At 55.5% G+C, this 13,747-nt stretch carries 12 protein-coding genes; 8 read left to right on the forward strand and 4 right to left on the reverse strand.

The genetic code is table 11. From position 1 onward, the window contains the following. Positions 1–569 precede the first annotated feature (569 nt). From FC75_RS09490 to FC75_RS09525, 8 genes are all read left to right on the forward strand, one after another. Positions 570–1,631 carry an ABC transporter ATP-binding protein gene (locus FC75_RS09490; RefSeq protein ID WP_056989748.1) on the forward strand — a complete coding sequence of 354 codons (1,062 nt, stop codon included), beginning with the start codon at positions 570–572 and terminating at the stop codon, positions 1,629–1,631. Beyond that, positions 1,621–2,514, forward strand: a complete 894-nt coding sequence (locus FC75_RS09495) for a carbohydrate ABC transporter permease (protein WP_054661751.1) — start codon at positions 1,621–1,623, stop codon at positions 2,512–2,514. Before FC75_RS09490 ends, FC75_RS09495 begins: the two co-directional genes overlap by 11 nt. A 15-nt stretch (positions 2,515–2,529) precedes the next feature. Further along, the gene (locus FC75_RS09500) at positions 2,530–3,351 is read left to right on the forward strand and encodes a carbohydrate ABC transporter permease (RefSeq protein ID WP_056989749.1); all 822 of its coding nucleotides are present in this window, start codon (positions 2,530–2,532) and stop codon (positions 3,349–3,351) included. Between the two features lie 8 nt (positions 3,352–3,359). Continuing rightward, positions 3,360–4,661: an ABC transporter substrate-binding protein gene (locus FC75_RS09505; protein ID WP_056989750.1), complete on the forward strand. Its 1,302-nt coding sequence runs from the start codon at positions 3,360–3,362 to the stop codon at positions 4,659–4,661. 184 nt (positions 4,662–4,845) lie between these two features. Continuing rightward, positions 4,846–6,087, forward strand: a complete 1,242-nt coding sequence (locus FC75_RS09510) for an MBL fold metallo-hydrolase (RefSeq protein ID WP_056989751.1) — start codon at positions 4,846–4,848, stop codon at positions 6,085–6,087. Between the two features lie 162 nt (positions 6,088–6,249). Then, positions 6,250–7,434, forward strand: a complete 1,185-nt coding sequence (locus FC75_RS09515; RefSeq protein WP_054661745.1) for an SAM-dependent methyltransferase — start codon at positions 6,250–6,252, stop codon at positions 7,432–7,434. 97 nt (positions 7,435–7,531) lie between these two features. Beyond that, on the forward strand, positions 7,532–8,344 hold the full coding sequence (locus FC75_RS09520; protein ID WP_054661743.1) for a J domain-containing protein: 813 nt from the start codon (positions 7,532–7,534) through the stop codon (positions 8,342–8,344). After that, the gene (locus FC75_RS09525; protein WP_054661741.1) at positions 8,337–8,738 is read left to right on the forward strand and encodes an HIRAN domain-containing protein; all 402 of its coding nucleotides are present in this window, start codon (positions 8,337–8,339) and stop codon (positions 8,736–8,738) included. Before FC75_RS09520 ends, FC75_RS09525 begins: the two co-directional genes overlap by 8 nt. Positions 8,739–8,782: 44 nt before the next feature. On the opposite strand, the gene smpB is transcribed toward FC75_RS09525, so the two are convergent. From smpB to FC75_RS09545, 4 genes are all read right to left on the reverse strand, one after another. Beyond that, positions 8,783–9,256: an SsrA-binding protein SmpB gene (gene smpB / locus FC75_RS09530; RefSeq protein WP_056989752.1), complete on the reverse strand. Its 474-nt coding sequence runs from the start codon at positions 9,254–9,256 to the stop codon at positions 8,783–8,785. Positions 9,257–9,273: 17 nt separating this feature from the next. After that, complete coding sequence (gene rnr, locus FC75_RS09535; protein WP_056989753.1) at positions 9,274–11,655, reverse strand: ribonuclease R; 2,382 nt, start codon at positions 11,653–11,655, stop codon at positions 9,274–9,276. Between the two features lie 164 nt (positions 11,656–11,819). Beyond that, a complete protein-coding gene (gene secG, locus FC75_RS09540) occupies positions 11,820–12,056 on the reverse strand; it encodes a preprotein translocase subunit SecG (protein ID WP_054661738.1) in 237 nt (78 codons plus the stop codon). Positions 12,057–12,156: 100 nt separating this feature from the next. Beyond that, the gene (locus tag FC75_RS09545; protein ID WP_056989754.1) at positions 12,157–13,701 is read right to left on the reverse strand and encodes a ClC family H(+)/Cl(-) exchange transporter; all 1,545 of its coding nucleotides are present in this window, start codon (positions 13,699–13,701) and stop codon (positions 12,157–12,159) included. Between the last annotated feature and the right edge of the window lie 46 nt (positions 13,702–13,747).

Raw genomic sequence — 13,747 nt, forward strand, 5'->3', positions numbered from 1 at the left:
GACCACTATCAAGGATTCGTTATCATCGTTGCACTTGACTTGAAAATTGAGGTAATTGTTGCGGCCTTATTGATCCAGCCAGCGCCGCCGCAACATCCCCTCCTTGCTCGCTGGCCATTCGCCTACTGAGTATAGCAAAGTTTTCGCCTCAGCCCAAATGCGAGGATAGGCGTTTTATCTTTTCAAAGGCCGATACGGCGGCTCTGGCCATCCCAAAATTGATTAAACCGTCTCATCATCCCCTGTCGTCGGGTAATCGTAAGCATAAGTGAAATCCTCTATTGTTATTATTTTAAGCATTATCGGTGTCACTGCCGACTTTGGCAAAACAGGCCAAAGAGTTTTTAAATCCTGGCCCACTGCCTCCCTACTCTTAGGGTAAACAGAAACGGTCTCCATTCGATAAATGCGATAGAATCAAAGGCATTCCTTCTCATCTGCCACATCTGGTAAGCTAAATCTGTCATCATACTGTATCTTGTGGCATGAGCGTATCTTTGCTACGATATATCTAGTGTCGCTCATGGCAGTTGGCGGCACTCGAATACAGTTGAAGGAGCGTAACTGGGTTGAAAGTAACGTTTAAAGACGTCACTTTGTCCTACGATGGAAAGAAAGATACCCTCAAGCATCTGAATTTTCAGATTCCTGATGGCACCCTTGTTTCTTTATTAGGGCCAAGCGGCGGGGGCAAAACCACGACCCTTAACCTGATCTCCGGCCTCCTGCCGGCGACCTCTGGCCATATCTATTTTGGGGACGAAGACGTCACGAAAAAAGACGCCTTGGCCCGCAAGGTCGGTATGGTCTTTCAGAACTACTCACTTTACCCGCACTTAACGGTGCGCGACAATATCGCCTTCCCGCTGAAGATGCAGAAGGTCAAGAAGGCCGAGCGGTACAAGCGGGCCGAGGAACTTGCCAAGCTTGTCCACGTGGACGATCAGCTCGACAAGAAGCCTGGTGGCCTGTCCGGTGGGCAGCAGCAGCGCGTCGCCATCGCGCGGGCCCTGGCCAAATCGCCGTCGCTCTTGCTTCTTGATGAACCGTTGTCAAACCTTGACGCGCGCCTGCGCATCGAAATGCGTCAGGAAATTCGCCGCATCCAGCAGGAAACTGGCGTCACGACCATTTTCGTGACCCATGACCAGGACGAGGCGCTGCACATTTCCGACAATATCATGGTGCTGGCGCACGGCACCATTCAGCAGTTCTCAACCCCGGATGTCTTATACGACCGACCGGCCAACCTGTTTGTCGCCAAATTTATTGGCGAGCCGGTGATCAACACCCTGCCCGCCGAGGCGCTGAAGGCCGACCTGGTCGCCAGCGTGCCGGCAAGCATTTTGGCGCAGGCCAAAACGGCCGGTATTCGCAGCGAAGCCATTGTCCCCTTCGACAACGGCCAGGGCATGGTCGCGAAGATCCACGCCGGGTTGAAGCAGGCCAGAAAGTACGGGCGCGAGTCGACGGCCAACCTGACCTACAACGGTGAGACACTGTTGTCCACCGAAATGGCCGGGCTGCCGGCGGATCAGCAAGAAGGCGACTTTTTCCTGACCAAGGCCGGGTTCTTCCTTTTCGACGACAAAGGCGCTCTGATTTTTGGCGGTGATTCTCATGATGAATGAGAAGCCAACGCTCAAATCATCGCTCAAAGCCTACCTCTATCTACTGCCGATGCTGGTGATCTCCGTCAACTTTAGTATTTGGCCGATCATCTCATCGCTGCTGATGAGTTTTTACACCAAGTACAACTTCTACACGGATAAAGTCAGCAAAATGGGGTTCGACAACTTCGTCTACCTGTGGAATGACCCGGACTTTCACTTGGCGGTCCGCAACACGCTGATTTTCGTGGCGGGGGTCGTCCCAATCACGGTGGTCTTGTCACTCGTGATTGCGCTCATGCTCAACCAAATCAAATGGCTCTCGGGCTTCTTCCGGACTGTTTACTTTCTCCCGTTCGTGACTTCGACCGTCGCGATCGCGATGGTGTGGAACTGGATCTATCACTCCGACTACGGGCTGATGAACTACTTTCTCAGCCTTGTCGGCATCCACCCCATCAACTGGTTGACCGATCCCCACTGGTCACTGCTGGCCCTGATCATCATGAGCATTTGGAAAGGCCTTGGGTTCAACATCATCTTGTTCTTGGTGGGGCTGAACAACATCGATAAAGGCTACTATCAGGCGGCCGAAATTGACGGTGCAAACGCTTGGCAACGGTTCTGGAACGTGACCATTCCGATGATTTCGCCAATCACCTTCCTGGTCTCCGTGAATGGTGTCATCAGTTCATTCAAGGTCTTTGACGAGATCTTCGCCCTGTTCCAAGGCACGCCGGGCCCAGGCAAGGCCGACTTGACGATCGTGTACTACCTGTACCAGAAGTTCTACACCGAGTACAAATACCCAATCGCGGCCGCCAGTGGCGTTGTCCTGTTTGTGTTGATCCTCCTCGTCACGTTCGTGCAATTGTGGTACTCCCGCAAGCACGTGCACTACTAACAAGGAGGTCATACAATGGCAAAAAAAATCAGCCGTATCTTACTTTACCTGATTATTTCGATCGGGGCCTTGACGATGCTCGTGCCCTTCCTGTGGATGATCTCGACCTCGCTGAAGTCCGGCCCGGAAACCATCAAGGTCCCACCGGTTTGGATTCCCAAGGTGCTGCGCTGGCACAATTACGTCGAAGCCTTCCACGCCGCCCCGTTCCTGCGTTACTTCATTAACTCAGTGATCGTCACGGTGGTCACGACCGCTGGCCAACTGCTGACGAGTATCCTGGCGGCCTTTGCGTTCGCCCGGCTCAAGTTCTGGGGCAAGAACTTACTGTTCATGATTTTCCTGGGCACCATGATGATCCCCGGAGAGATGTTGATCATCCCCAACTTCGTCACCTTGTCCAAAATGAGCTTGATCAACACCTACGGGGCCTTGATTCTGCCCTGGTTGGCCAGTTTCTTTACCGTGTTCACGCTCCGGCAGACGTTTCAGTCCACCCCTGACCAGATTTATTACGCTGCCAAAATGGACGGGGCATCGGACTGGAAGTACCTGTGGACCGTCTTAGTCCCGATGAGCAAGTCCACCATTACCGCCGTGACCGTTTTGGAGGTCATCGGTTCGTGGAACTCCTTCATGTGGCCGCTGATCGTGACCAACAGCGAGAACATGCGCACCCTGCCGGTTGGGCTGCAAGCCTTCACCACCGATGCCGGGACGCAGTATCAGCTGCTGATGGCGGCTTCGACCTTCGTCATCATTCCGATGGTGATTGTTTACATCTTCTTACAGAAATACATTATTGCTGGTATCTCAAAAGCTGGATTGAAAGGATAGTTTAACTCATGAAAAAGAGTGTTTGGGGTAAATCATTACTAGGGGCAGCCGCCGTTTTGCTCGGCTTGACCCTTGCCGCTTGCGGCAATTCGAATTCTTCAAGTAACAGCGGCACAAGTGATAAGAAAGTGACGATCACTTTCTGGCACGGAATGAATGGCCCTTACAAGACCGCACTTGATGGCATTATTAAGGACTTCAATAACTCGCAAAACAAGTACGTCGTCAAAGGCACTGCGCAGGGCAATTACACCGCCTTGCAGCAGAAGATCATGGCCGGCGCCAAGTCCAAGTCACTGCCGACCATCGCGCAGACGACCTACACCACCGTTCCCGACTATGTTTCCAACGGTTTCATCACCCCGCTGGATCCATACATGCTCAAGGGCAGTGATAAGTTGAGTCAGAGTTCACTGAACGACATCTACCCAGCGTTTATTTCCAGCTCGAAGTATCAGGGCAAGTATTACTCCATGCCGTTTTCCAAGTCGACTCGCATCATGTACTACCAGCCAGCGCTCATGAAGAAGCTGGGTGTCACTAAAGTGCCAACGACTTGGGAAGAACTTCAAGCCCTGGGCAAGACGCTCAAGAGCAAGGGCGTGGCAGTGGTCGGCTTTGACCAATCCTTCGATATGGAGCTCGAAGCCTTGGCGCGTCAAAATGGCAATGCGCTAGTCACGACCGGACTGAAGGCTAACCTGAACTCCAAGAAGACCATGCAAGTCACCAACATGATTTTCAACATGCTGCAGGACGGCGAAGCCAAGACCGCCGGTGAAGATATTTACGGCGACAAGAACTTCACCTCTGGCAAGACCCTCTTCTACATCGGCTCCTCAGCCGGTGTTTCCTCGATGCAGGAAGATGCACCGAAGGGCTTTGAATGGAACACCACCCCGGTACCTTCTTACAAGGGCAAGAAAGCCACTGAACTGGCCGGCAATGACCTTGTGATGTTCAAGTCCGCTTCGACGGATCAGCGCAAAGGTGCTTGGGCCTTCATGAAGTTCCTCACCTCTAAGAAGGAAACCATCAAGTGGGCTGAACAGACTGGGTACGTGCCGCTGCGCAAGTCCGCGGTCAAGGATGCCGGCTTCCAGAGTTACCTGCAAAAGCACGAAGTGAACAAGGCGGCCGTTGACTCACTGGATTCCGGTTTCCAGTCCACTGCCTTTAAAGGCTTTACCGAGTACCGTAACGACTTGCTTGACGCGGTTGATTCCATGACCACTAAGCACACCAAGCCAGTCGATGCCATGGGCACGCTGCAGAAGAAGACAGAAGCAATTCTGAAAGATGCCAAGTAACCAAAATGAACGACAAAGAGTCGGCCTCGGCCGGCTCTTTTTTTGTCAAACCCCCAGTCCCCAATTTTTGACCGGCCGCGCTCTGCGCTCACCGCGTGACCTTGGCCGCAAAGTGGCGTAAAATGAACCATTACGATTAGGCGGTACAAGCGCGGCCTGCACCGCCGCTAACCAGGAGGATATCATGACGCAAATCAGATTCTTGAATGGACTCACCACAATTGGCGGCAACATCGTCGAATTTTCAACTGACGACAGTCGGGTGATCATGGACTTTGGGGTGGCGGCGGACCTCACCGACGAAACCGTTGCTTCGGCGATCGACCACGGCAAACTGCCAAACGTGCCGGAACTTTTTGGACTAGCGGAAGATCCCTGGGCCCATGAGGCCATCTTTATTTCCCATCTGCACATCGACCACATGGGCGCGCTGCAGTACCTCAAGTCTGACATTCCGATTTACCTGTCGGCGCCGAGTTACCAGCTGTACAAAACGCTGATCAGACTGGGCATCGAAAAGCCCGTTCACAATCTCCACCCGTTGCCGTTTGAAACTCCCGTGACCGTTGGCGCGTTCACCGTTGAAGGCTTCGCGTCTGATCACGACGAGCCCGGCGTCATGGCCCTGCTTGTCGGCGATGGTGAGCGCTGGTACGCGCACTCCGGTGACGTTCGTCTCAATGGCCCACACCCCGAACGCGTCGCGCACTGGGCCCAGGTGTTTCACGACAAAAAGCTCGCCATGTTCATGATCGAAGGCACCACGTTCTCCTTTGACACCGAAACGCCGGTTGAAGACCAGGCCCATCCAAGCGTGCCGCTGACCGAGCAAGGCTTCCAGGACCACCTGCTGGCAGTGCTGAAGCAAGCCCCGGCGCTTGTGGCCATCAACCCCTACATCCGCAATTACGCGCGGCTGGCGGCGATTCAAACTGTAGCCCACCAGGCTGGCCGGCAGATGGTTTGGGAAAAGCCGGACGCAGCCGTGCTGACCGAGATGACTGACCAGGCCCCTGACCAAGTCATTGGCGAAACCATCGAGCTGGCAACGATTCGGCAAGCGCCAGCCCAGTATGTGCTGGAAAGCGCCTTTGCGCACTTGGACTGGCTGGCGACTTTGCCGGTTTCGCAGTACGTCCACACCAACGGCGAACCACTGGGCGATTATGATCCCCGCTTTCAGCAACTGAAGGACTTCCTCGCCGCGCATCAGATTCCGCTGCGCTTTCTCTCCTGCTCCGGCCACGCCACGCGCCCGGATCTGATCAAGCTGGCGCAAATGGTCGCACCGCGGATCATCGTGCCTTGGCACAGCTTCCACCCGGAACGTGAGGCCAAGGCGCTTGACGCCGCCACCCGCGCGGAAGTGCTGCTCCCGGAAAAGGACCTTTACTACACGCTTGACGAGCCTGACGACGAGGCCTGAAAATCGCCAATTATTTTATGAAAACAATTTTGACCGGGCGGCTTCAATGCCGATGAAAGTGGCATCCCCACAATGTTGCACGCAGTTTTTCAGGGGTTGTCATTTTTCTTTTCGCGGTGAAAAGAGTAAAGTAACTTAGAACAGATTTTAAGGAGGTCACACATGCTCGAGAAACAATTTTACGACCAAATGTTTGCGCATTCGTTCAATATTCCGGTGACAGTGGAATACTGGGACCATACGCAAAAGACATATGGTGAAGGCACCCCAAGTATCACCGTTCACATGAAAAAGGCCATCCCGGTCAGGGACCTGCTTAAAAACGCCTCATTGGCCCTTGGCGAGGCTTACATGCGCGGTGACGTCGATGTGACCGGGGGCGGTCAATTCCCGCTTCAGCAGGTCATCACGGCCGCTTACGAAAGCGCCGGCTCGTTTATGCGCAACAAAAAGCTGATGCGCTTCATTCCGAAGCAATCACACACGGAGAAAAAGAGTAAACAGGACATTCAGGCGCATTACGACCTGGGCAATGATTTCTACAAACTCTGGCTGGACGACACCATGACCTATTCCTGCGCCTACTTTGACGACTGGGATCAGGATCTGACGTCAGCGCAGCAAAACAAAGTCGATCACATCCTCCGCAAGCTCGACCCGCAGCCGGGCCGCCGCTTCCTGGATATCGGCTGCGGCTGGGGCACGCTGATGCTGACTGCCGCCAAGCGCTACCACCTCGACGTCACGGGCATCACCCTTTCGCAGGAGCAGTACGATTTCGTCAACCAGCGCATCAAGGACTTGGGCCTGCAAGATCACGCCAGGGTCCTGCTCGAAGATTACCGCGAACTGACTGATGGGCCGTACGACTACATCACCTCAGTCGGGATGTTCGAACATGTCGGCAAGGAAAACCTGCCCCTGTACTTCAAAGATGTCACCAAGCTCTTGGCCGACGGCGGATCAGCTCTGATCCACGGGATCACCCGGCAGCAAGGCGGCGCCACGAATGCCTGGCTCAACAAGTACATCTTCCCAGGCGGCTACATTCCCGGTCTGAGCGAAAACATTGATAACATTATCAATGCCGGCCTGCAGATTTCCGATCTGGAGCCGCTGCGGCGCCATTACCAGCACACCGTTGAACGGTGGGACGAAAACTTCAACGCCCACCGCAACACGATCCAGCAGAAGTTCGGGTACGAGTTCACCCGGATGTGGGACCTTTACCTTCAGGCCGCTGGTGCCTCATTCGAATCGGGCAACATCGATGTCATTCAGTATCTGGTCACCAAGGCCCCGTCAGGCACCGGTTTACCGTTGACGCGCGATTACATTTACGCGTAAGCGCAGCACAGATCCGCTACAAGCGGGTCTTTTTTTAGGCCTGGCTTGCAACCGGTTTCTCGTGGCTGGATAATAGATTTAAAAGGAGGTGCGCCGCATGTACGAATTAATGTCTTCGCCCGAGCTGGCTTTGGCGCGTCTTCGCCTGGACGTTGTGCGAGAACTGCTCCTGGATGCGGTCCAGGAAAATGACGCCTTGGCCAACCATCGCCTCCCCAACCTCGAGGCCTTTTACTGGACCCAATTTGGCCCCCTGGAGATCGCGCTTTATGAGGCCGAGCTGAAGCGGGACGAAACGGCCTACCGGATCCGGCTGATTCGTCAGTACCTCAATCGCGGTCTCCCCATCGACCTCCCTGCAATTCAAGTGCGGGTGACGCAGCAGTTTGAAGAACGGGTCCACTCGCTGTCGGTTATGCGCGGTCAGCTGACCACTGCGAGGGAGTACCTCTCCCTGCCAATGTTATCCGCTCCCCAGACGGACGAGCTGAACGCCTTGTACAAGCAGCTGATCAAAGCGTTGCACCCCGATTTACATCCTCATCAAAGCGCCGCCGATGCCAAATTATTTTTGATTGTCCTTGATGCCTATGCAAACGGCTTGCTGGCGGTTTTGCAAACCATCGCGGCGATTCTGGATGATGGCGATGATGAAGCCTTATCACTGCCTGAGTTGCACCAGCAGCTGGCCAAGCTGTTGACCGATTTGGCCAGGGAGCGGAGGCGCAACGTCCAGCTCCATCAAAAGTGGCCGCTCACCATCGAGAAAGAGCTCCAAAACGAGACCTGGCGCGCGCATCACCAGGCCACCTTACAACTGACCCTCAACCAGCTGAAACAGCAGGTCGCCGCCAATATCGTCCTTTACGGGCAGCTGGTGGGCGACTTAGGAGATGAAACCAATGAGTGAATTTGAAATCAAGCCGGTCGCCGGTGGTAGCGGCTTGACCCCTTGGCATGGCGGGATGCCGAGTCAAGCTGAGCATGTTGCCGGAGGAGACGAGATCCTTCTCATCAACCATCACGTCGCAGGGACCGCCCATGTCGCCGACCCAGAAACTTTGACCAGCGACCTGGAACTGGGCATGCAGGTCAAACTGCTGCGCGAGAAAAACGCCTATGACGCGTTCGCGACCAGAGTCGAAACGCCCAGCGGCCGCAAGCTCGGTTACCTCCCAAAGAAAGAAAACATCGTCATCGCGCGCCTGTTAGACGCCGGCCTGAACGTCTACGCCAAGATCACCGATTGGACCATGAAAGGCAATTGGCCCTACATTCGGCTCGACGTGTTTCTGCGGCTCTGAAGACGACAAAAAAATCCAAGCCCACCCGGCTTGGATTTTTTGTGTTAATAGCGTTCTTTCAGTGCCCGGGCCATTTCACGCTTCTGGTCCTTTTTCTTTAAGGCTTCACGCTTATCATAAAGCTTCTTACCTTCCGCCACGCCAATCAGCACCTTCGCGTAGCCATGCTTCAGGTACATGCGCAGCGGCACTGCGGTTTTACCCTGCTGGGTCAAAGCAGCAAGCAGCTTGGCGATTTCTTTTTTATGCAGCAAGAGCTTGCGAGAACGCAGCGGGTCAACATTGAACTGATTGCCCTCTTTGTAAGGACTGATGTGCACATTGACCAGCCAGGCCTCATTATTCGTAATGCGAATGAACCCATCACGCAAGTTGGTCTTGCCTGCCCGCACCGACTTGATTTCAGTCCCGGTCAGGGCGATTCCCGCCTCGTAAGTTTCGAGAATGTTGTAATCGTGCCAGGCCTTTTTGTTTTGGGCCAGTAGGTTATCGGGCTTTGGCTTCATTTTCTTTGCCATCGGCTCACCTTCCTTGGCTAATGTCTGTTTCCTTTATTACCACCACGGGTCGCGTGACCCTTGACCTGGCTGCCGATCGTGTTGCGGAACGGCTTGGCGTGGCCGGTCGGGCGCTTGGCATTGTGCCGCTTGCCCTGATCGCCAGGCTTGGGCGCACCGGCCTTGTGGTCATCGTGCCGCGGCTGGCGGCGGGGCTGCTTCGGCACGGCCAGATCGGTTGTCGGGGTGTCAGCCGTCGGCACCAGCGAAAAGTCGACCTGACGCTGTTCAACGTCGACGGCTTCGAGCTTCACCCGCACCGGCTGCCCAATGCGGTAGATATGGTGGGTGCGCTCGCCGATCAGCGCCATCTGGCTTTCCAGGAAGCCATAATAGTCATCCGTCATCCGGGTGATGTGGACCAGCCCTTCAACGGTGTTCGGCAGGGCCACAAACATCCCAAATCCGGCAACGCCGGAAACCACGGCATCAAACTCTTCGCCGACCTTGTCAGCCATGAACTCGGCCTTCTTGAGGTCGTCCACGGCGCGCTCGGCGTCGACACTGTGCCGCTCACGGGTCGAGGCCTGGGCCGCAATGTCCGGCAGCTTCTCCGCCCACTTGGTTTGAACGTTGTCACCGGTCCCTTCGATCGCGTAAGTCCGGATCAGCCGGTGAACGACCAGGTCAGGATAACGGCGAATCGGGCTCGTGAAGTGGCAGTAGTACTTGGCGGCGATCCCGAAGTGGCCAAGGGGCTCGTCAGAGTACCGCGCCTGCTTCAGGCTGCGCAGCATCTTGACGTTGACCATCATTTCCTCTGGTGTGCCGGCGACTTCGGTGTTGACGTTTTGCAGCATCTTTGGCGTCACCTGCTGCCCTTTTTTGATCGGGACCTGCAGGCCGAACGTGGCCAGAAAATCAACAAAGTCCTTGATCCGGTCCTCATCCGGCGTCTCGTGGACCCGGTACAGGAACGGCACGTGCATGCGGTTGTAATGCTCGGCGACCGTTTCGTTCGCTTGCAGCATGAAACTTTCGATCATGCGCTCGGACACGCCGCGCTCGCGCAGCACGATGTCGGTCGGGTGGCCTTCATCATCCACAATGATTTTGGCTTCATTTTCCTCAAAGTCAATGGCGCCGCGGCCATGGCGCATCTTGTAAAGGATCTTGTGCAGGTCCGCCATCAGCTTGAGCATTGGGACCAAGTCGCCGTATTCGGCAGTCGCATCAGGATCGCCATCGAGCACCTGGTTGACCTTGTTGTAGGTCAAGCGGCCGTGGGACCGAATGACGCTTTGGTAAATCTCGTGGCTGACCACATGGCCTTCGCCATCGATCTCCATGTCACACGACATGGCCAAGCGATCCTCATTCGGGTTCAGCGAGCAGATACCGTTACTGAGCCGGAATGGCAGCATCGGAATGACACGGTCGACCAAGTAAGTCGAGGTGCCGCGCTTGTATGTTTCTTTGTCCAGCGGCGAGCCTTCCGTGACGTAGTAGGACACATCCGCAATGTGGACACCCAAATGGTAATTGCCGTTGGGCAGCTTCCATGCCACCACCGCGTCATCGAAGTCCTTGGAGTCATCGCCGTCGATGGTGACCACCGGCTGATCGGTGATGTCACGGCGACCCAACCGGTCCTCAGCCGTCACGTGATCCGGAATGCCGTTGGCCTGGGCCATCGCGTCATCCGGGTAATCCACGTAAATATCGTTGGCCAGCACCAGCGACATGATGTCGACCCCAGGCGCGTTCTTGTTGCCCAGGTTCTGAACGATCAAACCGACCATGCTGTTCGGCCGGTCGGCGTTCGGAAACTCGGTGATCTCGGCCATGATCATGTCGCCGCGTTCCGGCACGGTGCCGTTATCCTTGATAAAAATCGGATAGCGCGCCAATTTTTTCTCATGACTGGTGACCGTGCCAATGAACCCGGTCCGACTGTGCTCCGCATCAGACAGCGGCGCGTACTCGCCGACCAAGCGCGTATTCTTGCGCTCGACCACCTTCGTGACCGCGCCTTCAGGGCCGCGGGTGTCGCCGGGCCGGGCCTGGTGCACCACCGTCACTTCGACAGTGTCGCCGTCCATGGCAAACTTGGTGTTCGGCGGGGCAATGAACATATCATTGTCCTGGTCTTCGATGGCAACAAAGCCGAAGCCCTTTTCGTTGCCGTGGAACACGCCTTCCAGGCTCTGCGGCTTGCCGCCGAGCATGTAGCGCTGATTATCGTCTTGATGAATCAAGTCATCATTTTCGAGCCCGGTGAGCGCCTGCACCATCACCTTAAAGTCCTCGGCAGACGTCAATTTGAGCGCGCGATTCAGCGACGCAGTGGAAAAACCGATCTGCGGGTTGCGCCGAAACGTCGCCAGTAATTCATTTCTTAAGTGGCCGACTGTGGTCATACATGTCCCTCGTTTTCTTTTGATAAAAATCTTTCAATCTCTAAATTAATTGGCCGCATCCAAGCGCAGGCCAGCCAAACCACTCACCGCAATTTCGGCTTGCTTAATCAGCTGCGTACGTGCCTGCCTCCAAAAAAAGGCCCCTGTTCACCAGGAGACCTTCGTTAGTGGGATGCCAGATACACTAAGACGAGCGAGAAGGCGAAGAAAAGGACGCCCAGTACAACGGTCACCTTTTCCATAAACGCTTCAAAGCCCCGTGATTTTTGCTTACCAAACAAGTCGGTGGCGCCGCCAGACAGCGCACTTAAAGCATCTTGCTGCTTACTTGGCTGCATCAGGGTCGCGATCACGATGAGGATCGAGTCGATGATGAGTAAATTCGTAAAAAGGGTCTGCAAGTTTTTCCCTCCCTTGCAAATGGTTACTAGTAGTAGATTATCACAAACTCAGCGTCAAGACCAGTCGAGTTTGCGCATCACCACGCGCTGGGCAACCTCGTTAAGACTCCTGCTCACTCATTTTTTCCGCCAGCTCGTGCAGCCGCTTGCGCACTGCCGCCCGCCGGCTGGCATCGGTCAATATGACCAGGGTATCCCCGCCGTGGATCACGGTGTCACCATGCGGCAACAGGCTGTCCTCGCCGCGTCTGATCGCCATCAGCAGCGTTTCCTTGGGCCACTTAAAATCGCGCACCGCCATGCCGTCCAGAACACTACCGGCGTACACCGGCAGCTCCAGGCGGTCCATGCGGTGAATCGCCTGCAGCCGGTTCTTGGTTGTCATCCGCCGCAGCAGCGACTCATAAATCGGGGCCCCACCCAACAGGTCGACCACCACATAGGCGACCAAAGACAGCACCGCCATGGCCATCAGGTTGGTCAAGTTGCCCACCATCTCGGTGATTAGCAAAATGGCGGTAAACGGCGCCTTGCCGATGCCGGCGAAGTACCCGGCCATGGCAAAAATGATCAGATTCATCTCGTAGGCGCGCGGCAGCCAGCCGATGTCGCCCATCAGCACCGCGTAAGCCGCCCCAATCACCGCACCAAGCGACAGGATCGGTAGAAAAATCCCGCCGGGGAGCCCGGACCCATACGAAACCATGGAAAAAACGAACCGCAGCGCAAAAATCACCAGCAGCACCCCAAACGCGGGAATGCTCCTGTTAAACCCAGTGATCAGCCCGTTGCCACCGCCTAAAATGGCCGGATCCAGCAGGCCAATCGGAATCACCAGAAGAAACGGCACCAGCCCCTGCAGCGCCCGCGGAATGTGCGTGTAGGAATACAGCTTGGGCATCGCGAGCAACGTTTTTTGATACGCGAACCCTAAAACACCAAGCAGGACCCCCAGAAGGAGCAAATGCCAGTACAAAGAAACCGGCAAGGGGCGATCGTAAACCAAGTGCAGAACCGGCACTTCACCAAAGACGTTCAGTGAAATGAAGTTGGCCCCCACGGCGCTTGCCAAACTGGTGATCCATACCAGTGGGCTAAAGTTATGGTAAACCTCTTCAAGCACAAACATGGTGCCGGCAATTGGCGCGTTGAACGCGGCGGCTAAGCCCCCGGCGGCCCCGGCGGCGATCATGATGCGCCGGTCTGACCCGTGTTTCTTAAACCCTTGGGCGACGCCTTGACCCACGGCGGCACCCAGCTGAATCGATGGCCCTTCCCGGCCCAGAAATAGCCCCGGGCCGATACTGATGATCCCGGCGACAAACTTTTTCCAGAGGATCGACCACCAATGAAACTCAAGCTCCCCTTGCAGCTGCCCTTCGACCTGCGGGATCCCGGACCCTGAGATATTCGGCTCACTCTTCAGCATCCAGGCAACGACGAGGCCGGCGGCAATACTGCCCAGCACGATCAGGGCCAAGAGCCCTGGGGTCGCCGCGCGATACAGCGACTGCATGAAGGACAAGATCCGCTCGATCGATAATCTAAACGCCGCCACCACAGCGCCAGTCAAAAGGCCCACCAATAGTCCAAAAAGGACGAAGCGCAGCCGCGTGGGATCGACGGTTTTTGAAGCCTTTTGCATGTCACACCTCCAAAGAAACTTATTCCATTATACAGCAAAAAAAGGG

Origin of the sequence: Lacticaseibacillus camelliae DSM 22697 = JCM 13995 (assembly GCF_001436615.1) — a bacterium.
GTDB classification, from domain to species: Bacteria; Bacillota; Bacilli; order Lactobacillales; family Lactobacillaceae; genus Lacticaseibacillus; species Lacticaseibacillus camelliae.

What these genes read in the sequence shown, in the direction of transcription:
- FC75_RS09495 (WP_054661751.1), top strand. Translation starts at nt 1,621, where the DNA reads ATGATGAATGAGAAGCCAACGCTCAAATCATCGCTCAAAGCCTACCTC.
- FC75_RS09500 (WP_056989749.1), top strand. Translation starts at nt 2,530, where the DNA reads ATGGCAAAAAAAATCAGCCGTATCTTACTTTACCTGATTATTTCGATC.
- FC75_RS09505 (WP_056989750.1), top strand. Translation starts at nt 3,360, where the DNA reads ATGAAAAAGAGTGTTTGGGGTAAATCATTACTAGGGGCAGCCGCCGTT.
- FC75_RS09510 (WP_056989751.1), top strand. Translation starts at nt 4,846, where the DNA reads ATGACGCAAATCAGATTCTTGAATGGACTCACCACAATTGGCGGCAAC.
- FC75_RS09515 (WP_054661745.1), top strand. Translation starts at nt 6,250, where the DNA reads ATGCTCGAGAAACAATTTTACGACCAAATGTTTGCGCATTCGTTCAAT.
- FC75_RS09520 (WP_054661743.1), top strand. Translation starts at nt 7,532, where the DNA reads ATGTACGAATTAATGTCTTCGCCCGAGCTGGCTTTGGCGCGTCTTCGC.
- FC75_RS09525 (WP_054661741.1), top strand. Translation starts at nt 8,337, where the DNA reads ATGAGTGAATTTGAAATCAAGCCGGTCGCCGGTGGTAGCGGCTTGACC.
- smpB (WP_056989752.1), bottom strand. Translation starts at nt 9,256, where the DNA reads ATGGCAAAGAAAATGAAGCCAAAGCCCGATAACCTACTGGCCCAAAAC.
- rnr (WP_056989753.1), bottom strand. Translation starts at nt 11,655, where the DNA reads ATGACCACAGTCGGCCACTTAAGAAATGAATTACTGGCGACGTTTCGG.
- FC75_RS09545 (WP_056989754.1), bottom strand. Translation starts at nt 13,701, where the DNA reads ATGCAAAAGGCTTCAAAAACCGTCGATCCCACGCGGCTGCGCTTCGTC.